Source organism: Desulfocastanea catecholica (assembly GCF_054657295.1).
Genome location: NZ_BAAHYZ010000011.1, coordinates 88,339 through 111,530, shown reverse-complemented (window position 1 = coordinate 111,530; position 23,192 = coordinate 88,339). Strand labels below are relative to the sequence as shown.

General features: G+C 52.8%; 19 protein-coding genes and 1 pseudogene. 14 read left to right on the top strand and 6 right to left on the bottom strand.

Translation table 11 applies throughout. The annotated features are described in order from the left end of the window. Positions 1 to 262: 262 nt before the first annotated feature. The 3 genes from ACYQ8U_RS11900 to phnD are packed head-to-tail and all read right to left on the bottom strand — an operon-like array spanning position 263 to position 4,794. On the bottom strand, positions 263 to 1,612 hold the full coding sequence (locus ACYQ8U_RS11900) for a sigma-54-dependent transcriptional regulator (RefSeq protein ID WP_459945767.1): 1,350 nt from the start codon (positions 1,610 to 1,612) through the stop codon (positions 263 to 265). Beyond that, complete coding sequence (locus ACYQ8U_RS11895) at positions 1,609 to 3,057, bottom strand: sensor histidine kinase (protein ID WP_459945766.1); 1,449 nt, start codon at positions 3,055 to 3,057, stop codon at positions 1,609 to 1,611. Before ACYQ8U_RS11895 ends, ACYQ8U_RS11900 begins: the two co-directional genes overlap by 4 nt. Before the next feature lie 12 nt (positions 3,058 to 3,069). After that, positions 3,070 to 4,794: a phosphate/phosphite/phosphonate ABC transporter substrate-binding protein gene (gene phnD, locus ACYQ8U_RS11890; protein WP_459945765.1), complete on the bottom strand. Its 1,725-nt coding sequence runs from the start codon at positions 4,792 to 4,794 to the stop codon at positions 3,070 to 3,072. A gap of 417 nt (positions 4,795 to 5,211) precedes the next feature. On the opposite strand from phnD, the gene ACYQ8U_RS11885 reads away from it, so the two are divergent. The 3 genes from ACYQ8U_RS11885 (at position 5,212) to ACYQ8U_RS11875 (ending at position 6,586) form a co-directional block, all read left to right on the top strand. Beyond that, entirely contained in the window at positions 5,212 to 5,916 is a 705-nt protein-coding gene (locus ACYQ8U_RS11885; protein ID WP_459945764.1) for a cytochrome c biogenesis CcdA family protein, read from the top strand. 89 nt (positions 5,917 to 6,005) lie between these two features. Next, entirely contained in the window at positions 6,006 to 6,467 is a 462-nt protein-coding gene (locus ACYQ8U_RS11880) for an arsenate reductase ArsC (protein ID WP_459945763.1), read from the top strand. Continuing rightward, positions 6,464 to 6,586, top strand: a complete 123-nt coding sequence (locus ACYQ8U_RS11875) for a hypothetical protein (RefSeq protein WP_459945762.1) — start codon at positions 6,464 to 6,466, stop codon at positions 6,584 to 6,586. Before ACYQ8U_RS11880 ends, ACYQ8U_RS11875 begins: the two co-directional genes overlap by 4 nt. Before the next feature lie 20 nt (positions 6,587 to 6,606). Here ACYQ8U_RS11875 and ACYQ8U_RS11870 read toward each other — a convergent pair whose 3' ends face one another. Further along, positions 6,607 to 7,128 carry a (Fe-S)-binding protein gene (locus ACYQ8U_RS11870; RefSeq protein WP_459945761.1) on the bottom strand — a complete coding sequence of 174 codons (522 nt, stop codon included), beginning with the start codon at positions 7,126 to 7,128 and terminating at the stop codon, positions 6,607 to 6,609. Between the two features lie 433 nt (positions 7,129 to 7,561). Between ACYQ8U_RS11870 and ACYQ8U_RS11865 the strand changes: the two genes are divergently transcribed. From ACYQ8U_RS11865 to ACYQ8U_RS11820, 10 genes and pseudogenes are all read left to right on the top strand, one after another. After that, positions 7,562 to 8,548 carry a metal ABC transporter solute-binding protein, Zn/Mn family gene (locus tag ACYQ8U_RS11865; RefSeq protein ID WP_459945760.1) on the top strand — a complete coding sequence of 329 codons (987 nt, stop codon included), beginning with the start codon at positions 7,562 to 7,564 and terminating at the stop codon, positions 8,546 to 8,548. 22 nt (positions 8,549 to 8,570) lie between these two features. Then, complete coding sequence (locus ACYQ8U_RS11860) at positions 8,571 to 9,389, top strand: metal ABC transporter ATP-binding protein (RefSeq protein ID WP_459945759.1); 819 nt, start codon at positions 8,571 to 8,573, stop codon at positions 9,387 to 9,389. Continuing rightward, positions 9,382 to 10,224 carry a metal ABC transporter permease gene (locus ACYQ8U_RS11855; RefSeq protein WP_459945758.1) on the top strand — a complete coding sequence of 281 codons (843 nt, stop codon included), beginning with the start codon at positions 9,382 to 9,384 and terminating at the stop codon, positions 10,222 to 10,224. Before ACYQ8U_RS11860 ends, ACYQ8U_RS11855 begins: the two co-directional genes overlap by 8 nt. A gap of 18 nt (positions 10,225 to 10,242) precedes the next feature. Beyond that, the gene (locus ACYQ8U_RS11850; RefSeq protein WP_459945757.1) at positions 10,243 to 10,686 is read left to right on the top strand and encodes a Fur family transcriptional regulator; all 444 of its coding nucleotides are present in this window, start codon (positions 10,243 to 10,245) and stop codon (positions 10,684 to 10,686) included. Between the two features lie 90 nt (positions 10,687 to 10,776). Next, a pseudogene (locus ACYQ8U_RS11845) lies at positions 10,777 to 11,702 on the top strand (homocysteine S-methyltransferase family protein). Positions 11,703 to 11,886: 184 nt separating this feature from the next. After that, the gene (locus tag ACYQ8U_RS11840) at positions 11,887 to 12,486 is read left to right on the top strand and encodes a paraquat-inducible protein A (protein WP_459945756.1); all 600 of its coding nucleotides are present in this window, start codon (positions 11,887 to 11,889) and stop codon (positions 12,484 to 12,486) included. After that, a complete protein-coding gene (locus ACYQ8U_RS11835) occupies positions 12,483 to 13,124 on the top strand; it encodes a paraquat-inducible protein A (RefSeq protein ID WP_459945755.1) in 642 nt (213 codons plus the stop codon). Before ACYQ8U_RS11840 ends, ACYQ8U_RS11835 begins: the two co-directional genes overlap by 4 nt. Then, positions 13,121 to 14,809, top strand: coding sequence for a PqiB family protein (locus ACYQ8U_RS11830; protein WP_459945754.1), 1,689 nt, complete (start codon positions 13,121 to 13,123; stop codon positions 14,807 to 14,809). Before ACYQ8U_RS11835 ends, ACYQ8U_RS11830 begins: the two co-directional genes overlap by 4 nt. Further along, positions 14,806 to 15,432 carry a PqiC family protein gene (locus ACYQ8U_RS11825; protein ID WP_459945753.1) on the top strand — a complete coding sequence of 209 codons (627 nt, stop codon included), beginning with the start codon at positions 14,806 to 14,808 and terminating at the stop codon, positions 15,430 to 15,432. Before ACYQ8U_RS11830 ends, ACYQ8U_RS11825 begins: the two co-directional genes overlap by 4 nt. A gap of 26 nt (positions 15,433 to 15,458) precedes the next feature. Beyond that, complete coding sequence (locus ACYQ8U_RS11820; protein WP_459945752.1) at positions 15,459 to 17,909, top strand: mechanosensitive ion channel family protein; 2,451 nt, start codon at positions 15,459 to 15,461, stop codon at positions 17,907 to 17,909. Positions 17,910 to 18,001: 92 nt separating this feature from the next. Here the strand turns inward: ACYQ8U_RS11820 and nrfA are convergent, their stop codons facing one another. Beyond that, a complete protein-coding gene (nrfA, locus tag ACYQ8U_RS11815; RefSeq protein ID WP_459945751.1) occupies positions 18,002 to 19,510 on the bottom strand; it encodes an ammonia-forming cytochrome c nitrite reductase in 1,509 nt (502 codons plus the stop codon). Positions 19,511 to 19,525: 15 nt separating this feature from the next. Continuing rightward, entirely contained in the window at positions 19,526 to 20,053 is a 528-nt protein-coding gene (nrfH, locus tag ACYQ8U_RS11810) for a cytochrome c nitrite reductase small subunit (protein WP_459945750.1), read from the bottom strand. Positions 20,054 to 20,498: 445 nt separating this feature from the next. Here nrfH and ACYQ8U_RS11805 point away from each other — a divergent pair, with 445 nt between their 5' ends. Continuing rightward, on the top strand, positions 20,499 to 23,114 hold the full coding sequence (locus tag ACYQ8U_RS11805) for a PEP/pyruvate-binding domain-containing protein (protein ID WP_459945749.1): 2,616 nt from the start codon (positions 20,499 to 20,501) through the stop codon (positions 23,112 to 23,114). Positions 23,115 to 23,192 lie beyond the last annotated feature (78 nt).

The following is a 23,192-nucleotide window of genomic DNA, read 5'->3' as shown; positions in this document are numbered from 1 at the left end:
CATTATTCATGCCACAGCCACGAGCTGGGTATCTGTTACCAAAGCGAAACGTTTTTTTATCGGACGCTGTCGAATAAGTAATAATTTCGGACAATTGGTACTTCGCGAGACGGACCGGGCAGAACAAAACAACGATAAAAAGTGTAATTTATAAATAATTACAGACTGTTAATCTTACTTTTTACCATAGCTGAGGAGAAAAGCGTTACACAAACGAAACAACAAGACACATCCATTGAGAGGATTAAAATTATGTCCGGGATCAGTCAGCGACCAAGCCGATATTTTTGATCTTTTCCCAAAGGGTTTTTCGGCTGATCCCCAGGATAGCCGAGGCCTTTGATCGGTTGCCGTCAGTCAGTCTGAGAATCTGGGCGATATGATTCTTTTCGGCCTCGGTGGTAACCTCCTGGAGTGTCGCCAGCGGTGTCTTTTGGTTGCGGCTGCCGGCAATATGGCCGGGCAGATCGGTGCGTCTAATAATCGTTTCGTTTGCCAGGGCAATACAGCGCTCAATGACGTTCATCAATTCCCGGACATTGCCGGGGAAGGTGTACTGCATCAGAAACTGGATCGCTTCAGGGTCAAAGGAGATATCGGTGCCCAGCTGATCGTTGAATTTTCTGGCAAAGGCATGGATAAGCAGGGGAATGTCATCTATTCTTTTCCGCAGAGGCGGCATGACCATGGGAATGACATTTAACCGGTAGTAAAGATCTTCGCGAAACAGGCCTTTTTCGATTTCTTTTTCCAGATCCTTGTTGGTCGCGGCGATAATACGCACATCCACCGCAGAGGATTGCGTCGCACCGAGACGTTCAAAGGTGCGCTCTTCCAGCACACGGAGGATTTTGGTCTGGGTGAGCAGGGGCAAATCCCCTATCTCATCGAGAAAGATCGTGCCGCCGTCGGCGAGATCAAAACGCCCTGGTTTTCGAGCTACCGCCCCGGTGAAGGCGCCTTTCTCATAGCCGAACAGTTCGCTCTCGATAAGCTCCCCGGGAAGTGCTGCACAATTCACCCGGATAATGGGTTTTTTCTGCCTGCTGCTCTGGTAATGTATGGTCGAGGCGATCAACTCCTTGCCGGTACCGGATTCTCCGAGAATGAGCACCGTTGAGTCGGTCCTGCTGATCTTATCGAGCAGACCGAAAATGGTCTGCATCGCCTTGCTCTCGCCGATTATATTGGGGGCGCCCCAGTACCTGCTCAATTCCTTTTTCAGGCGGATATTTTCACTGGTGAGCGACTGTAACTCGAGAGCCTTGTCGACCGTGAGAAGCATCTCATCGAGATCAAAGGGCTTGGTCATGTAATCGAAGGCGCCAAGGCGCATCGCTTCGACCGCGTCTTTAATGGTGCCGAAGGCGGTCATCATGATGACCGGGGTGGTCGGCGCCTCAAAAAGACATTTGCGCAGTATTTCGATGCCGCTGACCTCGGGTAAACGGATATCGGTGATAACCAGTGAGAATTCGGCCTCTGCCAGGGCGCTCATCGCCTTGCCGCCATCCTCGACGGGGAGAACCGTGTACCCCTCCGCCCTGAGTGCATCTGCCAGGGAAACCCTGACTATTTTTTCGTCTTCGACAAGAAGAATGGAATGTTTCATATCCCCTCCGGAATCAGTAAGGATATTGTCGTGCCGATGTTTTCCCGGCTGCTCACCGAGATATTTCCCTGATATTTTTTTACCAGTTCATAGGTCATCCACATACCGAGACCGGTCCCCTCCCCGGCCTCTTTGGTCGAGTAAAAGAGGTCGAAGACATGGGCGACCTGATCTTCGGGGATGCCGACCCCGGTATCGCTGACGTCTATGGCGATCTGCTGCCTTATCCGAGTGGCGGTAACCTGCAATTCGCCGCCGCCATCCATGGCCTGAATGGCGTTAAGCATGGTATTGAGAAACAGTTCTTCCAGGTCATGCGGGGCAATGGGGGCAACAAGCCCTGCTTCAATGTTTTCCCGAAAAGAAATATTCTGTTTCTTCAGACGGTGATCAAGAAACTTCAGGACACTGGCGAGAACGGCGGCCACGTCCGATTTTTTTTCTTCCCCCTGACGTGTGCCGACCGTGTACAATAACTGGCCGACGGTCTCTTTGATACTCTGCAGTCCCTCGTCAATCAGGGCGAGATAATCTTTCCTAAAGTCGGCATCATCGCCCTGCCGGCGCAGCATGCTGACACAGTTGAACAGGCCGCCGAGGGGGTTGTTGATACGATGGGCGATACTCGACGACAGCACCCCAAGCGTCGCCAGCTTCTCGGATTGCAGCAGTTTTTCATGGGCCAGCTTCATTTCCTCATTGGCCCTGCGAATCCGCCGAACCATCTCATTGTAGCTTTCCCCAAGACGGGCCAGTTCATCGTTGCCGGAAACCGGAACGGTCTTTTCACCCATTTCCACTTCGACCTCACCCATCGCCGCGGAGAGATCGATGATAGGTTTGATAAACCGCCTGCTGAGCAGATAGATGAGAGCAAAAAGAATGATAAGCGCCAGGGCGGAAAGGGCGATAATTTGCACAATCATCGCCTGCATTTCCTGCTCCATTTCCTCAAGCGAGAGGGAAAAGGTCAGCAAGCCCCAGCGTTTGCCTTCAATCGACAACGGCGAGACAAACTCCAGGGAGGCCGGGGCTTGTCCATCGCCGGCGGTTGTTCTTACCCGGACAGCATCGACCTTTTGGGCATCGCGGATAAAACTGCTATCGTAGGTTTTGCCGAACTCTTTGAAATCACTGTGCGAAATGACCCGTAGACCATTATCCAGCACGGCGACAAAGTGCAGGGCGATATCGCTTCGCTGGTGCAGATCACGCATGTAGTTGTCTATCAGGCCGCCCTCTTCGACCAGGCCAAGTTTTTCATAAATGAGTTCGTTGATGATCAGCGCGCTGACCGTCTGGGCAAGTATACGACCCTGTTTTTCGGTGGCATAATATAACGCCGAGCGGGTTTTAGCGGCAGTCACCAGGCTGATGACCGAGGTAATACCGAACACAGCGAGAAAGGTGACCAGGATGAATTTTGTCTGCAGGGAAAATCGCATGACGCTTCTCGATTAAAAAGAAATGTTCGGATGACAGTCAATGCCGCAGGTTTTCGGCACATCGTTAATCATGTTACGGATGGCAAAATAATCGGCATCAGAAGCGACGACAAAGCCGCCCTGCAGATCAGGATCAAGTTTTTGCAGTATGCTTTTGCCTCTTTCATCGCTGCTCATACCGAGCAGGGCCCTCTGCACCTTTCGCATTACCAGGTACGGTGTTTTCGGTGAAACGACAACAGGCCCGGTTGGGATCGGGTCGGAGGTAGCTATTATCTTCAGCCCGTGCACATTGTAGCGCTCGGCGGTTGACAGCCGCAAGGCGCCGGCGTCGAATTCCCCGCTGATGACTTTTTTAGCCACCGTGTCATGATAGCTGTAATGGTGGTAGGCACCGAGGTGGTTTAAATGAATCCCTGACTGAGCCAGCATGTATCGGGGAATGAGGTTGCCCGAGGTCGACCAGAGTGCCGCAAAGGCAAAACGTTTCGCCCTCAGCTGCGACAGATCATCAATGCCGCTGTCGCCGGCAGTGACGAGAGCACTGCGATAAGAAGTTTCTCCCTTGGCTGTTTTGCCCCTGGCGATGGGTACTACGGCAAACCGTTTATATGCATCGAGATAGGTCAGCGGCCCGAGCAGAGCAAAAGATGTCTTGCCCTGGCCAAGACTGTTGACCACCTCCTGGTAACTTTTCTCGAGGTGCAGCTCCGTTTTAATTCCCGTTGTATCGGTAAGATAATCCATCAACGGCTGATAACGTTCATAGGCGAGAATCGGGTTGTCTCTTGGCAGAACGCCAAAATAAATGACATCCCCTGGTGACTCGTTTTGGCCGGGAAGGTTGGCAACAAATTCGAGATCGGCAACATGATCGGCGACATTATTAGCAATAAATGCACGCATAGCCCTGATGGAATCATAGTTGGCATCAGGTACTTCGACGAATTTTTCGATTCGCATCTGTTCAAGTATCTGTTTACCTTCAGGGTCCGTATGCATCTCGAGAAAGACGGTACGCAGCGACTGTTTCAGATACAATGGCAGATCTAGGGGAACAACCACCGGCGGGATGCCGAATGGTGGTGAGCGGTGAATAACCCTGGTCTGCTCGGCATAAGGGGAGCCGGTTGCCACCATAAAATCATAGACTATCGAATCGACAGCCGCTCCCTCCGCCCGTTTTTTGGCAACCAATTCAACCGATTTGTTGTGGCTGTAACTATAGAGCTGCGACCGGAAAAAACTCTCCGGGGTGTGGTCCCGTTTAGCCAGCAGGTAGGTGGGATAGAGCTTGCCGCTGTTGGATTTTGGATCGACAAAAACAAAGGTACGATCCTGAAGCTGTTCAACCTCATGAATTTCACTATCCTTGTGGACGATAATATTCGAATTGTAGTGAACCTTGCCGTTGACCTGTGGCGCCACCAACAGTTCCACGCCGAATTTTTCGTTATCTAAAACATAGGGAGAAGAACAGATGAAGGCGAAATCCACCTCCCTGTTTTCCAGCATGACGTCAATTTCATCATAGGTGGTCCGGTGCACCATCTCCGCCGGGACTCCCAGTTTTTTCCCTATATAATCAACAGCCTGGTAATAATATTTGACAGCACTAACCGGCGTAATCATGCTCGCGACCCCGGCGCGCAGCGATGTCTTTGGGTTTTCCGCCATGGCGATGGATGGGCAAGCAAGCAGAAGCAGAAACAGTACAATGGGCTTGAAGCAGTTCATTTTGACCTCATGGTTTTGACACAGCTGCGGAATAGGACAATCATCTTGCAACTATTAATCCACACGCGGTGATACCTGTGTTATACACCATTACAACACTTTGCCATATGGTCGATGTTTCGAAAAAGTAACAGCATCCATTAAGAAGCTGATAAAGCAAAAATATATAAAAGTTGCAAACCCTGCAAAATGATGGCGCCGATAATGGAAGAACTGGAGAAGGAGTACCAGGATTGGGCAGCCATTGTCTTTATTGATGTCTGGGTAATCCACAAGCCGCCCGAAAATACGATATCCGGGCTATTCCTATCCAGATTTTCTCCACTGCCGAGGGTAAAGAAATGGCCAGGCACAAAGGGTTCATGGACAAAGCGTCGATAATTGCCGAACTTGAAAAATTGGGAGTCAAATAACTTCATGGATCAGGTCTTTCTCACTATCAATGCATGGATGGGCCAGGGCCTCCTGCTGGGAGCCCTCGGCTGTTTTCTCTGGGGTATGGTCAGTGTGCTGTTCAGCCCCTGCCATCTGGCCTCCATTCCACTTATTATCGGCTATGTCGGCGGCCAGAATCATCTGGTCGAAGGACGCAAGGCAACCCTCTATGCTGTCGTTTTTACCACCGGGCTGTTTATCACCATTGCCGTTATCGGCGTCGTCTGCTCGCTGCTCGGCCGCATGCTCGGTGATGTCGGGCCGTATTGGACCATAGTCATCGGCCTGCTGCTGCTCTGGGTGGCCCTTGATATGCTCGGGGTGGCAAAATGCTCGATGTCCGGTGGCCTCATGGCCAGGTTAACCCTGAAAGGTCTCTCCGGGGCCTTTGTTCTCGGTCTGGCCTATGGGGTGCTGTCCGGCTCCTGCACCTTTGGTTTCATCGCCCCGATCCTTGCCATCGTCTCCGTGCAGGACAAGGTCTTCACCGGCGTGACATTTATACTCCTGTTTGCTGTCGGCCATTGTCTTCCCATAGTGGTTGCCGGCAGTTCGACAGCCATGGTCAAGCGTCTCCTCATAAGCAGCAGCTGGCAGCAGGGCGGCCGGGTATTCAGGCGTCTGGCGGGCACGATGATCGGTCTGCTCGGCATCTATTTCATCGTCCAGCCATTTTTCCCAGCCTGATATCCAGCGCATACAGGTCAGGGATCAGCTAAAGGAAAAAATCAGTGCATGGCTAAACAGCCGGCAAACTCAAGGAAAAGGTGAGGAACATGGCACCCAAACTCAAAATCCTCTATCTCTGTACCGGCAATTCCTGCCGCAGTCAGATGGCGGAAGGTTGGACCCGAACACTTAAAGGCGATTCTAGCGAACCATATTCCGCGGGTATCGAAACGCATGGCCTGAATCAAACGGCGGTCGAGGTTATGGCCGAGGTCGGGATTGATATATCCAGACACACCTCGAAGCATATCGATACTCTTAAAGATATGACCTTTGATGCGGTGATCACCGTTTGCGATAACGCCCGTGAGACATGCCCCTTTTGGCCGGGGGGACAAAAAAAGCTGCATGTCGGCTTCACCGATCCACCTGCGATGGCAAAGGAGCTGGCGGCAAAAGGAGCCAGCCTTGAAGAGCAACGTAACTGCTATCGTCAGGTGCGCGATGAAATCCGCGCCTTCGTCGAAACCCTGCCGGACTCTCTTAACAGGCGAGAAAACAGTGAGTGATAGATGGATTTTTTGACGCCGCACTTCAAATTGTCAAGGAAGTAAAAAAAGGCGATGAGGTACTGCTGCTCCGGGATGAAAGCGGTCTTGCCGTCTGGAGTGGCTGGAGGCGTAGGTAGCGTACTTGCCATTGACCAGATTAATCGAAGTGAAACTGAGCGAGGTAGTTTGCCAGGGCCTCCTTCTTCTCCCCCTGTAGAGACGGGCAGTTGGTGTGGTCCTTTGCCCCTTCGATAACCCGCACGGCAAAGACCATGCAGGTCGGTTCACCGCATTCTTTACAGTTGGTTTTGGGCAGCAGCTTCAGGACATCGAGCAAGGCCGGTTGCTTCTGCCCTTCCACACTTGGTTCGATGTCTTCCCGGTTTTCCCAGGCGCTGTTGATCTCCCGCTGCAGCCAGTTGACAATCTTTTCCGCCTGTTCCTCGTCCTGCAGGGCATTGACGGCGATTTTACGCGGGTGAATGGTGATCAGTTTACCGGAGTTCTTCAAAGTCAGAGAAGGTGGCTGCTGTATGTAGCTGAAACCGCCGAGCACCGTGTTCAGATACGGCAGAACCGCCGCGACATCATCGTGCAGATGGGCGAAACAGTGCAGGGTCTGGGCTCCGGCATTGCATTTCGATCGAAAAATTTCCATGGTATATCCGCTAAGTAACATTTCCGTTTCCTTTGGCTGGCAGCCGTTTTAATTTGTGTTCCTTTTTTAAATTCAGCTCGCAGACTTCATACACAACGGATACCGCCAAGATTCCATAGACAGTGTCCGCCGGGTACCTGACGCCAGGCCGATTCTGAAGTTGGCCTCGGCAATCTGCCTTTTTGCCGCCACGGGACCGGCAAGGGCCCGTGAAACGACGGCCAGCGAATGTCCTTTAGATCGGCATGCGCCGCCATGGCACCCTTGTCGTTCTTTCAGCAGCCAGACCGAACCACCTTTACGCAACCAGACATAAGGGAAAAAACAGCCGATGACTCCCGTCAGAACTGTTATGAAAAAAAGTAAGGTGATTTTCAGCGCTGGTATCGCTCGACTATAATCTTTTTAAACAGCTCTTGTAAAAAATATTCGATACCATATAATTGTCCTTCCGATGCAATTAATTTGCATGAATATTTTGCATCAAACTTCGAAAGGAGAGGGCATCATGATAAAACGCATAACAGTTCTACTTATAGTAGCATTCTTGTTTCAAGGTGCAGCCTCTACCTCTGCCAAAGACCAACCAACCGCTTTTGTCTCTGTATTACCACAAAAATTCTTTGTGCAACAAATTAGCAAGGACTTTGTCGACGTTGCGGTCATGGTCCAGCCAGGTGCCAGCCCGGCGACCTATGAGCCGAAACCATCACAAATGGCTGGATTAGCCTCCAGTTCACTCTATTTTTCCATTGGTGTTCCCTTTGAAAATGCCTGGCTTGACAGGATTGCCGGGGTTAATGCAAAGATGAAAATAATTCGCACGGAAGAAGGGATCAACAGGCTGGCCATGGTCGAACACCATCATGAAGGGGAAGAACATCATGACGACCAGCAGGCCGATCAGCACCCAGCCGGCGAGCTCGAGAATAAAACTGAAGGAATCCATGACAGCGGCCTGGATCCGCATATCTGGCTGTCACCGCCGCTGGTCAAAAAGCAAGCGGCGACCATTGCCGCCGCCCTGGCAAGGGAGTACCCGGAACAGGCAGCCTTGTTTCAGCAGAATCTGGCAGCTTTCCTGGCGGATATCGACCGCCTCAACGACGAACTGCACCGCACCCTGGCGGAAAAGAAGGGCATGAAATTCATGGTCTTCCATCCATCCTGGGGATATTTTGCCAAGGAATACGGCTTGGAACAGATCGCCATCGAAATAGAAGGTAAAGACCCAAAGCCCGCCCAGTTACGGGCATTAATTGAGCAGGCCAGGGAAAATGCGGTTACGGTGGTCTTTGCCCAACCGCAGTTTTCGACCAAAAGTGCCAAACTTATCGCCCGGGAAATCGGTGGGGAGGTTATCTTTATCGACCCGCTGGCTGAAGACTGGCTGAACAACATGAAACAGGTTACTGCAAGCCTCAAAAACGCCCTCAGGTAAACAATAAAATATGACCGCGTCCATGACCAATAGTGCAAATATTACCAGTGTCACCAGTAACCCGGCCCCGATCATTGAAATAACCGATCTGTGCTATACCAAGGACGGGCAGGACATCCTGCACGATATCAACCTGACCGTTTATGCCGGTGACTTCGTCTCCATCATCGGCCCCAACGGCGGCGGAAAAACAACCCTGTTGAAGTTGATTCTTGGTCTGATCAAGCCATCGAAAGGACAGATCCTCATCAACCAGAAATCCCCGGACCATCATTTTGCAACGGTTGGGTATGTACCGCAGCACGTTAATCACAACCTCAGTTTCCCGGCGACGGCTCTCGATGTTGTCCTCATGGGGGCCTATAGCCCGGAAAACAGGTTTCAGTTTCGCCTGCCTCCGGGAAAAAAACAGGCGGCGCTGGCGATCCTCGACAAGCTTGGGGTCGGGGATGTCGCCGAGCGGAAAATTGTCGCTCTGTCCGGCGGACAACGGCAGCGGGTGCTGATTGCCCGCGCCCTGGTCTCTTCACCGCAGCTGCTGGTTCTCGATGAGCCGACCGCCTCCATAGATACCAAGGGCCAATCTGAATTTTACGAGCTGCTCAAGGAATTGAACAAGGATCTGACCATCGTCATGGTCAGCCATGATCTGCTGATCGTCTCCAACTATGCCAAATCAATCGTCTGTCTGAACAAGAAAATGCATTACCACCAATCCTTCAAATCCTCCGGCGACCTGCTTGAGGCATTCTACTCCTGTTCGGTCCAGGAGATCTGTCCGGTCGGCGTCGTTGCCCACAGCCACCTGGCCATACCAACCAGCGGAGCAAAAAATGCTTGACGCCCTGCAGTTCGAATTCATGCGCAACGCCCTGTTTGCCGGTCTTCTTGCCAGCATTATCTGCGGCGTGATCGGCACCCTGATCGTCGTCAATCGTCTCGTCTTCCTCTCCGGCGGCATTGCCCACAGCGCCTATGGCGGCATCGGCCTGGCCTCCTTTCTCGGCTGGCCCTACATGCTCGGCGCGACACTGTTCGCCTTTGCCTCGGCGATGCTCATGGCGGCCATTTCCATCAAGGCGAAGGAACGCTCCGACACCCTCATCGGCGTCATGTGGTCAGTCGGCATGGCCACGGGTATCATCCTCCTTGACCTGACGCCGGGTTACAATGTCGATCTGATGAGCTACCTGTTCGGCAGCATCCTCAGTGTCCCAGGCTCCGAGCTGCTGTTCATGACTTTTCTCGGCCTGGGCATCCTGCTGCTGACCGCATACTACTATCGCGACCTGCTGGCCATGTCCTACGATGCGGAATTTGCCCAGGTCCGCGGCGTCCCGGTCCGCGGGCTGTACTTCCTGCTCATCGGCATGGTCGCGGTGACGGTGGTCATCGTTGTCCAGATCGTCGGGCTGATCCTGGTTATCGCCCTTCTTACTGTTCCGCCGTACATCGCTGAAAAATATACCCGTTCCCTGCTGCAGATGATGCTTGTGTCCTCCCTGCTCGGCATGCTGTTTATCACCGGAGGATTATGGTGTTCGTATACCTACGACCTCACCTCGGGAGCGACAATTATCCTTTTTTCCGGCTGCGGCTTTATGCTCTCTCTGCTGCTTGACAAGCTGCTCTCACTCAAGCGGAAAATACACTGGCGGCGGGCCCATGCACTGTAACAATATAGCGATCTAACCATGTGTGAACAATGCAACTACACACAGCTGCTGAAAGATGTTGGCCTGGAAGCCACGGCCAATCGACTGCATGTCATGGAGGTGATCGGCGGCAATAACTGTCCTTTGACCGCGGCGGAGATATTTCACACCATAGGCAGAACCCAGCCGATCAACCAGGTGACGGTCTACAGGATTCTTGAATTACTCGTTGAACAAAATCTCCTTGAACGGATCTCCATCGGCGGCCGGGCGGCACATTACGGCATGGCGCCTAATGAGCACCACGCCCCGCACCCTCATTTCATCTGCAGCAAATGCGCGGCCGTTGACTGCCTCAGCCCCGAGTGCCTCAGTGTCGATATGGCAAACCTGCGAAAAACCTTTTCCGGAGAGGTTGAGCGGATCGAGATTCGCGTTGAAGGCATTTGCCGCAATTGTCTGAAGGGGAGTGGAAAAAAATAGCTTGCCCCGCAGGAGGCGTTCAGTAATACTGCGTCTCTGTTGCTGGCCAGGCGTCTAATCGGAATATATGCAAGAGGAACATATGCGATCATGAGCTTATCATCGACCCTCAATACCTTTTCGCTGGTGCTGACCGAATGCGCCATCTCTGAACGGCTTCGCCGCGCGGGCGAGGTCGAGCTGCATCCGACGCTCTTTAATACTCCGCTGATTTACCATGCACAAGGACGAGAGAAACTGGCGGCCATCTATCGGCAATACCGGGAGATAGCCGCCCGGGCGGCGCTGCCGATCCTGCTCTGCGCCCCGACCTGGAGGGTCGACAGGGAGCGGCTGGCCGAGGCTGGATTTGACCAGTCGCTGCTCGCTGATGCGGTCGCCTTTATGCGCGATCTGCAGCAAAAATGGCAGGCCCCGGATTCGGAAATATTCATTGGCGGCCTCATCGGTCCGAAAAACGACTGTTATCGACCGGAGCAGGCACTAAGCATTGATGCCGCCTCTGATTTTCATCAGTGGCAGATCTCGCGACTTGCCGAGGCCGGGGTTGACTGCATCGTCGCCCAGACCATTCCCGCCGTCTCCGAAGGCTTAGGCTTGGCGCGTGCCCTGTCCCATGCGGGCATCCCGGCAATCATAGTTTTGTCATCGACCGGCAGGCGCGGGTGCTGGACGGCACCCCTCTTGTCGAGGCCATCACCGCCATTGACAACGATCTCGCCACCCCGCCGCTGGGCTATATGGTCAACTGCGTTTATCCGACCTTTGTCTGTGCCGAAAGACAGCCGCCGGCACTCTTTGAGCGCCTCATCGGCATCCAGGCCAACAGCTCGTCACTCGACCATAGCCAGCTTGATGGTGCCGAGGTGCTGCACCGCGATGATCTGCAGCACTGGGGTGAGAACATGCTGCGGTTGAACAGCGAGTTCGGCATGAAGATACTCGGCGGCTGCTGCGGTACCGACGATAGCTATCTGCAGTACCTGGTCGATCATCGAGCTTCCAGCTCCAGCTAAAAATGCCCTCGGTAAAAATAAATTGCCTCAATAACTGCTATAGACTAGGATGTGCCAAATAGAAAAAAAGTGCTATTGAACTTACCCTGTTTTTCGTCCTTAACAAAAAAGCCTGCTGCCGGTCCTGTAGCACTCTGTTCCTGAGAGCTCAACTTTACCTGTATCTTGAGGTGCTTTAATAAATATGCAGCGAGTTGCCTGCCATGAATGTGACCTGGTGCACACTGTCCCGAAAATGGCAGTGGGCACCTCGGCACGCTGTGTGCGTTGCGGTTCGATTCTGTTCAGTACCAAGGCTCGGAGTATCGATCGAACCCTGGCCTGGACCATTGCCGGCCTGGTGTTGTATGGTCTTGCCGTTTCCTTTCCCTTTCTAGCTATGAAGAGCGGCGCGATTATGCAGCAGACCGCCCTTCTCAGCGGAGTGCAACAGCTGTTTCTCCAGGGAGAAATTGTCCTGGCAACGCTGGTGCTGTTGACCTGTGTGCTGATCCCCTTGCTGCAGATGCTGATTCTGCTCTACATCTTCCTGCCGTTGAAACTGAACATTCGCGCCGTTTATGCCATCCCCTCTTTCCGCCTGTTCCAACATTTCCGACCCTGGAGCATGATGGAGATTTACCTGCTCGGCATCCTGGTGGCGATGGTCAAGCTGGCGAAGATGGCCACAATAGTGCCCGGTCTGGCGGTGGGAGCTTTCGGCCTGTTAGTCATCGTCCTTACCTGTGCGATATCGTCAATCGATACACACCTGGTATGGCAGCGACTTGGGGGGGATTGGTGAAAAACGAGAAGATTTTTGCCTCGGCGAAACAGCTCGGCCTGGTCAGCTGTCATGACTGCCACCTGCTCAGTCGCTGGCCCAAGCCTGCGCCTCGGCAGATTGCGCTTTGCCCTCGATGCGGTGGTCCCCTGCATCAACGAAAGCCGCACAGTATCGCTCGAACCTGGGCCCTGCTGCTTGCCGCCATTATTTTGTACATTCCGGCTAATATCCTGCCCATGACTGTGACCACCGCGCTGGGATCTGCACAGGCGGACACGATCATAAGCGGCGTCATCTATTTCATACATAGCGGATCCTGGGAGATCGCGCTGGTGATCTTCACCGCCAGTATTTTTATCCCGTTTATGAAATTTATCATTCTGATCTATTTGCTGTTGTCCGTGCAGTTCAAGTCTGTCAAGAGGCCAAAGGACCGGACCGTTCTCTACAGGATTACCGAAGCGATCGGGCGCTGGTCGATGGTTGATGTCTATGTGGTGACGATTCTGGTGGCTCTGGTCAAGCTCGGGGTGCTGGCAAATATCGAAGCCGGACCGGCGGCAATTTATTTTGCATCTGTGGTGGTGATCACCATGATTGCCGCGGAATGTTTCGACCCGCGACTGATCTGGGACGTTATGGAGGATGACGCATGAGTCAAGAGGATTCCGGGGCTCAGTATACTGCACCTGAAGTGCAGATGCAGACCGGACGTGGTTTCTCGATTATCTGGGTGGTGCCGATCATCGCTCTGCTGATCGGCGGCTGGCTCACCTATAAGGCTATGTCGGAGAAGGGGCCGATCATTACCATAACATTTGAAAGCGCTGAGGGGCTCGAGGCCGGTAAAACAACCATCAAATATAAAGACCTCGAGATAGGTAAAGTTTCGAAAATCGAACTCAAGGATGATCTCTCCGGAGTGGTAGTCACTGCCGAGATGCACCGGGATACGGAACGGTATATGACCGACAAGACCGAGTTCTGGGTGGTGCGGGCTCGAGTGGCAGCCGGCGAAGTCTCGGGGCTGGGGACCCTCTTTTCCGGGGCGTACATCGGCTGCAATCCTGCATCGGAAGGAGTGACCAGGCGGGCCTTTTCAGGTCTGGAGAAACCGCCGGCGCTGACCGGCGGGTTGCCGGGGAGGCATTTTATTCTTCAATCGGCAAGCCTCGGTTCGCTTGATCTCGGCTCGCCTGTTTATTACAGGGGGGTCAAGGTCGGACGGGTGGTCGATTATAATTTTGATATAACAGCGGACTCTATCCAGCTCAAGGTCTTTGTCAATGCGCCTTTCCATGAAAAAATTCAGCAGCACACCCGGTTCTGGAATGCCAGCGGTGTCGATTTTACCGTAGACGCGACGGGGGTCAAACTGGACACGCAATCTCTGGTCTCGATACTCCTCGGAGGGATCACTTTTGATACTCCACACGACCGGCCAACTGAGCAGGCGGAAGAAAACAGTGTTTTCCGGCTGTATGAGAATTATCACAGCAGCACGGAAGAAAGTTATGCCATCAAGAGATATTATTGGCTGTATTTTAATCAAACCGTACGTGGTTTGTCTGCCGGGGCGCCGGTCGAGATCAAGGGGATCAAGGTCGGTGAGGTCGTCAATGTTGAACTGCAGTTTGATCTCCGCACCGAAGATTTCCGCATCCCTGTGTTGATAATGATAGAACCGGAACGCATAAATGCCCTGATCACCAGGGAAGGGAAAGTGGTCAAGAACGGAGACGCCAGCAGCCAAATCCTGGCGCTCCAGCAGGACAACCGGGCCAACAAACGGATACAGTTGCTGGTCGACAAAGGTCTGCGCGCCCAGTTAAAAACAGGCAATCTGCTGACCGGACAGCTGTATGTTGATCTTGATTTTTATCGTGATGCAATGCCTGAAAAACTGGCCATTGAAAATGGCTATCAGGTCTTGCCGACCATGCCGACACCCATTATGCAGATTGTTGATCGTGTTGACAATCTCCTGAAAACAATCGAAAAGGTACAGTTTGGCAAGATTGGTCAGAGTGTTGCGACGGCAGTAACGGATCTGAGCACACTGCTTGTGGAGCTCAAATCGCTTTTCAACAAAATCAACAGCGAGACCATGCCTCAAATCAACAATGAGACGCTGCCGAAAATTAACACATCTCTGGATGAACTCAAGGAAACGCTTGCAGGTATCGACCAAATGCTCGGCCCGAATTCAGCCTTGAATTACAATACCCGGAAGATCACCGACGAGTTCTCGACGGCTATTCGTTCACTGCGCTCTTTGATTGAATTACTTGAGCGAGATCCGCAAGCGCTGCTTCTCGGCAAAGAGGGAGAGAAAAAATGATCCGATACCTGGTATGTGTGTTGACCGGAAGTCTGTTATTAAGTGTTTTGTTCCTCTCCGGCTGCACCTTGCGCAGTGCCCCCGAAGTGAGGTACTTCGGCTTGCTGACCATGGAACAACTGGGCGATACCCGGCGCGTCGGCGTTCATCCCGAGATGAAACTGGGTATTGGCCCGCTCACCATCCCTGACAGCCTGCAGCGGTCACAGATCGTCACGCGACACTATGAAAACCAGTTTCAATTTGACGAATACAACCGCTGGGCCGGGGTCCTGGAAAAAGATCTTCTCTCGGCCATAGGTGACAATCTCCGTCTGCTGCTTGCTGTTGAAAATGTCGGTTTTTTCCCCTGGATGTCCTATTTTACACCAACCTGCAGTGTTGCACTCGATATCCAGCGGTTTGACGGAACACTGAATGGCGAGACGGCACTGGAAGCGAAGTGGCGTATAATAGACGCCAAGAGTTCAATAGTGCTGCAGAGTGGCCGAAGTGTCTTGCGCAGACCGTCGACAGAACCGGGATATCCGGGACTGGTGAAGGCTCTGAGTATGCTGGTTGCTGATCTGTCGTATGAACTGGCGGTCAAGATGGAAAAACTGATTGGTGAAAAGACACCGTAGGGGTTGGCCATTTCATTGAGAAAAATATGTATAAACGAATCGAGCAATTGAACGCTGCACGGCAGCTCCGCCAAGGATGCGGCAGAAATTTCAGCCTGTTTCTGCATCTTGTCCTGGTTGTCGTCTTTCTCTTCCTGACCACCGGGACTTCCGTTGCGCAAAAAGAGGTCGGAGAGAAGCCCGATGCGGTGATGGTCGGGGCCAAGGCCCTTATTGAACGTTCGCAAAAGGCTCTCGAATCAAAGGAAATTACCCGGCAGACGTTGAAAAAATTCCGCGAACAGCTCGCCGACCTCCGTGACACATCCAGGGCTATTGTTAACAAGGGCAGCGTCGAAGGGCGTACCATCCGGGCACAACTTGATGGCCTTGGCCCGCCGCCGGCGGAGGGAACAAGCGAATCGGAGGAAATTGCCGGCCGCCGGGCAGAGCTTAACGCCATGCTGGCTAAGGCAGAAGAGCCCATTCGACTGGCAAATGAAATTTTACAGCAATCGGAAGTGCTTATACGTGAATTCGATGAGCGGATCCGCAACCAGCAGACCCTGGTACTGCTCCGCAGATTCCCGACGCCCCTGTTACCGCATGCATGGCTCACTGCGGCAGATGATCTCACCGCATACACGGGACATATCCTCGACCAGATCAAAACCTCCCTGCAGGAACCAGGGGAGATCGATCGCCTAAAAGAGAATATCCCGACAATGGTGATCCTGGTCATATTTGGTCTGGCTGTCTTGCTGGTCGGCCAACCGCTGATTCTGCGTCGCCTGGAGAGCGCCTCGGCTATCGGCCGGACCAGATGGCACCGCTGGTCGTTGGTCGCCCTGAAAAGCCTTTCTCGCCTGGCATTACCGGCTATTGGTGCGGCGGCACTGCTGCTGACTATCAAGCTGGTCGAGGTAACCCCTCCCGACGTATTGACTCTTACCGAAGCCTTGCCGGTCATGGCGGCCATTGTGATCGTCGCCTACTGGCTTGGGTATACCATCTTCTCACCGGCAAACCCCGAAGAACGACTCCTCTCTTTTACGGACGACCATGCCCGAACCGGGTTTTGCCTGTGCCTTGGATTTGGCGTGATGCTTGCCATCGAACTGCTGGTCGAGAAAATTGTGGCAAGCTCCATCATCTCGGAAGAAACTATTTCGGTACTGGCCGCACCCTTTATCCTCTATTCCTGTCTGCTGCTCTGGCAGTTCGGACGGCTATTGCTTACCAGTGGCGCCAGAGAAACGGACGTTCCATCACCGCCGGATGGGGACGACGAGAAAAAGACCATTGATTCAGGATTCTTATATTTGATTTCCCGGCTGATGCAGGGGGCGGCGCTGATTGTCCCTCTCTTCGTCCTTCTTGGCTTCATCAAGCTTTCTCAAGAGGCGGTCCACTCGATCGTGCTGACCGTCATCCTGCTCGGCCTTGCCCTGCTGCTGTACAATGTCGTGGTGATTATTCTTCAGGCAGTCTTGCAAACAGGTCAAGCAGAAGAGAAAAATCCTCTTTCGCTGCTGCCTGTCTGCGTTATTTGTCTGCTGGTCATCGCTTTTGCGCCACCCATGGCCATGGCCTGGGGAGCGAGTATCGCCGATCTACGCGAGATCTGGCGACTGCTGACCGACGGGGTGCAACTTGGCGAGATACGCCTTTCCCTCGATATGGTGATGACCCTGGTGCTGCTCTTCACCCTTGGCGTGTTTCTCACCCGGTGGCTGCAGCGGCTGCTCAGGGTGTCCGTTTTACCGCGGACCAAGCTCGACAGGGGGGCGCAGACCGCCACGGTTACCGGCATCGGCTATATCGGGTTGACGCTGGCCGCTCTGATTGCCGTCTCCGCGGCAGGGTTAAACCTCAAAAACCTGGCGGTAGTTGCCGGCGCCCTGTCGCTGGGTATCGGTTTTGGCCTGCAGACCATCGTCTCGAACTTCGTCTCCGGTATCATCCTGCTGGTCGAGCGCCCCATCAAAGAGGGTGACTGGATCGAGGTTTCCGGTTACTCCGGCGTTGTCCGCAAGATTTCGGTACGCTCAACCCGCATCGAGACCTTTGACCGACACGATGTCGTTTTGCCCAACTCCGACCTGATCAGCGGTACCGTCAAGAATATGACCTTATCGAGCATGACCGGACGGCTGATCGTTCCGGTCGGCGTCGCATACGGCAGCGATCTCGAAAAAACCCGGGAGATTCTCCTGGATGCGGCCAAATCACACAAGGCAATCTACACCCATCCGCCGCCGTCGGTTCTCTTTATTGGCCTTGGCGAGAGCTCCCTCGATCTGGAATTACGCTGCTTCCTGCGCGATATCGGCGAAATTCTCAGCGTCAAATCCGATCTGCTTTTTACAATTTACGCAGCGCTCAACCGAGAAGGGATAGAAATCCCCTTTCCCCAGCGTGACATCCATCTCTCTGAGATCGACCGACTGATCACCGCCATCGAAGGGCGCCGGCACACTGTCCAGGAAACGGCTTGAGTCGGCAGACCATTTTTAAGGCAAAAAAAATGCCCTGAAAAATGACAATCATTTTTCAGGGCACGCAATACTACCGGGATGAAGGCCTTCTCTTACTTGGCATAGGAGCTCTTGTCGCTCATCCCCTTTCTGGAATCGAGGTTCAACCGACCTTCGTTCACCGCCGTCTGATTCCACTCCTCCAGCAGGGTTTTCTTGAATTCCTGTTTTTCATCGACCAGTTGCGGCAAATTAACACCGGCTACTGCCTGGGCCTTCTCTTTCGTCGAGAAGTCGGGCGCGACATAGTCAAAGACATTGTGCTTGCCTAATACCGTAACCAGCATGAGTCGTGCCTGCTGCGCCTTTTCGTTGGCAACGCTTAAGAGCCTGAGGGTCTCTTCCGGCGCATGATAAAAGGAACCATGACTGGCAATGGAGTAGTCGAGCAGCCATTGGCCGGAGCGTATAAACTCAAGCACCTCTTTCATTTCAGCTTCCGTGGCGCCTGCTTCCCAGGCCTTGCCGGCTTCGAGGTGAGCCTTGGCGGTGTTGTCCAGGGCAATTTTCAACAACTGCTCCTTTCTGTCAAATTTTAGTTTAACGACAGCCCTGAACTCTTCCTCACTTTCCCCGTGACAGTTCAAACACGTCGTGTCGATATTGTCGAGGGGGCTGGTGATATGGTGATCAGAAAATTTCACCGCACCTTCCTGTTTATACGGCATGTGACAATCGGCACAGGCCACATCACGCCTGGCATGAATACCTGTTTTATACAATTCATAGCCCGGGTGCTGGGCTTTTAACATCGGCGTCTTGCTGATTGAATGGGTCCAGTCGCTAAAGCCATAGCCATTATAATACGTTTCCATGGCTTCGCCGGTGAGACCTTCCGCCCAGGGCAAGGTAACAACCTTGGCCAGCTGCTCCTTCCCTTCAGCGTCTTTATATTTGGTATCTTTGAAATAGTACTCGACATGGCACTGGGCGCAGACCAGAGAACGCATATCCTGATGGGATATTTCGTCGAGCTTCGTGCCGCTGGCCTCCAGTGCACGCAGTAGATAGGGGCGGGAAATCTTCAGATTTGCCGTTTTGCTGTCATGGCAATCGGCACAGCCGATAGGATTGACAATCTGATCTCCGAGCCTGGCCCATGCGCCGGTAAAATATTCGTTTTCCCCCTGCTCGTCCATGACCCGCGGCACATCGGGAGATTTACACGTCCAGCAGGCGGTGGGCATGGGGCCGGTGGCAGGTCCGGTCGGGGCACCGGTGCGCAGCGTGTTGATATTACTCTGCAGCGCGTAAAAATGACCCCGTGGTGCATTGTAGTCTTTGGAAAAACCATAACCGGCCCAGAGAATGACCAGCTGCGGGTTCTTCTCGAGCATATCGTCTATATTGTCATTCTGCCTGGTCTCTTTCCAGGAGTCATACTGCCGGGGAAAATATCTTGCCCACTCTTCGTTTTTACTCTCGAAACCTTCCGCTTTCACCACCGGACTGGTATTGATACTTTCTCTTTCCGCCTGCTTACCACTGATAGAGCTGGCCATAAATGCCATTGCCGCAATCGCTACCAAAGAACCGCCAAGTAATAGTTTATATTTATTCACTTTCCCCTCCGCTGATTATAGTTCTCTCACACCAAGATTATTAGGCGTTGATGCTAAACCTCTTGCTTTACCATGGGGTACGTCTCTGTGACACTCCCAGCATTTTCTGTCGTCTACCGGCGTACCGCTAAAATCATGATATCTGTCCCGGTTGGCAATAAGTGTCTCGGTCAACCGAGCATGACAGGAGATACAGTTGGCCTGAACCCGATTGGCTGCATCTTCACTGATTTCTATACGATGGGCGAAAGTGTTCAGGGTAAAAGCTACGGAATGATTCCACCCGTCCCGGGCTTTTGCCATATACTTGTTGACTGTCGAATCGGTCGGCAGATGACACTCGACGCACGTCGCCGCCCTGGCATGTGAACTGTGCTGCCACGTTGCATATTGGGTATTCATGACATGACAATTGATACATGCCTTCGGATCTTTCGAAAGATACGACAATCCTTTTGAAGCATAGACCAAATAAGCAAACATGACTATCGCCACGAAAAAAGAAAACATAGCACAAAATATCAGAAGCTTACTTGTCTTCATAGGTAAAATCCCGGTAAAATGAATTTTCAACCGGCACGGTCAAGAAACAACGAACAGGATTTGCCCAAATTCCTTTCCCTGGGTCTGGTGCACATGCCATTACTCGCCTCCTTGTCTGCTCGATTGTCTAACACTATTCGTTTTATTGTTCTTTTTATACTTAATTATAACTAAATTTACTATGCAAAAAAAAGTGCTTTTATTTGTCTTGTTGCATTATTGGCTCGTTAGATCAGAAATGACATGCGGACAAGCCTCTAAAAGCGATTACGCAGCGGTGATGCTCTGTGGACAGAAAATCCCTGTCCAGGGTCATGGCAGGCAGGATCGGACTAGGCGAGGTTTTGCCTCGATACTGAGATGAGTTCTCCGCCTATCAATATTTCAGCAGATAAGCTATTATACAACGAGCAGTGACAGATCAACCCGAAAAGGAGCATGTCTTATGGCCTCTTATGCCTCGGTCAGCACCGGCTGGGAAAGTTTGGACCGGATTATCGACCATCTGCGCCCCGGAGACAACGTCGTCTGGCAGGTGGATGCAATAGACGACTATCAGCGTCTGGTAACAGACTTTGTCAACTGCGCCCTGACAAACAATAAGCGGGTTATCTATCTCCGTTTCGCCCGCCATTTACCCATGCTCGAGGATCGCCGTGACCTGATAACGGTCTACCAGCTCAGCGAGGAACAGGGTTTCGAATCATTTTCCTCGCAGGTCCACAGTATCATTACCCAAGAGGGCAGAAACGCCTTCTATGTTTTTGACTCCCTCTCCGATCTGTTGCATGTGTGGGCCACGGATCTGATGATCGGCGATTTTTTTTCCATCACCTGCCCCTACCTCTATGAACTGAACACCATCGCCTATTTCGCCATCCTCCGCGACCGTCACTCCTTCAAGGCAATTGCCCGGATCAGGGAAACCACCCAGGTGCTCATCGATGTTTACAATTATAAGGGTCGAACCTGCATCCACCCGATAAAAGTCCAGCATCGCTATTCACCTACCATGTTTTTCCCGCATATCAAGCGGAAGCACATTCTTGATCCGGTGATCAACAGCGTCGACGCCTCCGAGCTGTTCAGCCATCTCTTCCGTCACAAAGCCGGCATCGCGCATCGGCATCTGGATTATTGGGACCACCTGTTTATCCAGGCCGGAGCCCTCAACGCATCGAAAGCGCCGGACGAGGAAAAGCAGGACATGGTGGAACAACTCAGCCGCCTGTTACTGACCAGGAACAAGGAGCTGCTGTCGCTGATCAGAGAACATGTGACCCTGGACGATCTCCTGCAGATCAAGGTGCGTTTGATCGGTACCGGATTCATCGGTGGTAAATCGGTGGGCATGCTGTTGGCGCGTAAAATCCTTGCCGGCGACTCCATGCACAACTGGAACGATGTCCTGGAACAACATGATTCCTTCTATATCGGTTCTGACATATTTTACAGCTACATCGTCCAGAACGGCTGGTGGAAGCTTTTCATGGCCCATAAGACTCGGGAAGGCTATTTCGAACGTGGAGCGGAACTGCGTGAACGTCTGCTGACCGGAGTTTTTCCCGAAGAGATCACTGAACAATTTCAGCTGATGCTCGAGTATTTCGGCCAGTCGCCGATTATCGTCCGCTCTTCCAGCCTGCTCGAAGACGCTTTCGGCAGCGCCTTCGCCGGCAAATACGAAAGCTGTTTCTGTGTCAACCAGGGCCCACCGGAAAAGCGATACGAGATGTTCGAGACAACCGTTCGCCATATTTTCGCCAGTATCATGAATGAGGATGCCCTTGCCTACCGCCTCCAGCGAGGTCTCGACCAGCTGGACGAGCAGATGGCCCTGCTCGTCCAGCGGGTATCGGGAGCCTATCGAGAAGATTTTTTCTTCCCGGAGATGGGCGGGGTCGGACTGTCGCACAATCCGTTCGTCTGGAAAAAAGGCATGGACCCGCAGGCGGGCATGATCCGTCTGGTCTATGGTTTAGGGACACGTGCGGTCGATCGGGTGGAAAACGATTATCCGAGGATCATTGCCATCGATGACCCGCTGGTCAAACCGTTGTCCGGCATGAAGGATATGCGAAGATTTTCCCAGCACTACGTCGACGTATTGAATCTCCGGGAAAACCGCATTGAGAGCGTGGCCTTTGCGGCAATGCTGGAAAAAAGTGTCCCGGCAAATATCGATCTGCTGACTGTTCGTGACACGGAAGCCATGCAGGCTCGCCGGGACATGGGCTTGCCGGAAAGAGACCAGCGGATACTGACATTTGATCCGTTCCTGACGACGACCCCGTTCATCGAGATGATGCGTTCGCTGCTCGATCGCTTGAAACAGATCTACCGTCATCCGGTGGATATTGAATTTACCGTCAATTTCAATCAGGCCGGAGAGATCCAGATCAACCTGCTGCAGTGCCGCCCGTTTCAGACCATCGGCATGAGTGCCGGGAGCCCTCTGCCTGATACAATTCCCACCACCGACGTCTTTGTGCGCATGGACGGCCGATTCATAGGCGGTAATGTCATCCAGCCGATCGCGCTGATCATTTTCGTCGACCCGGAGCAGTACACTCGGCTGTCACTCTCGGAGAAATACAGTGTTGCCCGTCTGATCGGCAAGCTGAACCGGAGCATTGTCGATCAGGAAGCAAACCCGACCCTGCTGCTCGGACCTGGCCGGTGGGGAACGCAGACCCCGGCGATGGGGGTGCCCGTCCATTTTTCGGAGATTAACCACATCACGGCGATGGCGGAAATCAGCTACCGGCATGGCAGCCTGATTCCTGATCTGTCATTCGGCACCCATTTTTTCCATGATCTTATCGAAACCAATATCTTCTACATGGCCATTTATCCGGAACAGCCCGATGTACTGTTCAACCGCCCCTGGCTGCTGTCCCTGCCCAACCAGCTGGCCGCCGTCAGTCCGGCAGATGGATACCTGGCCCCGGTGGTGAAGGTGGCGGAGGTTCGTGAGGCTGGATTGATTATCCATTCGGACGTGGAATCCCAGCAGGTGTTGTGCTATCTGAAATCGGCAAAGACCAGCGACAGCTGCTGATCCAGCCACAGAAAAAGGGGCTGAACCAGGTTGAGGCGAACAGCATGTGTTTCATCTGTTTGCCGGTTACCGAGTTCA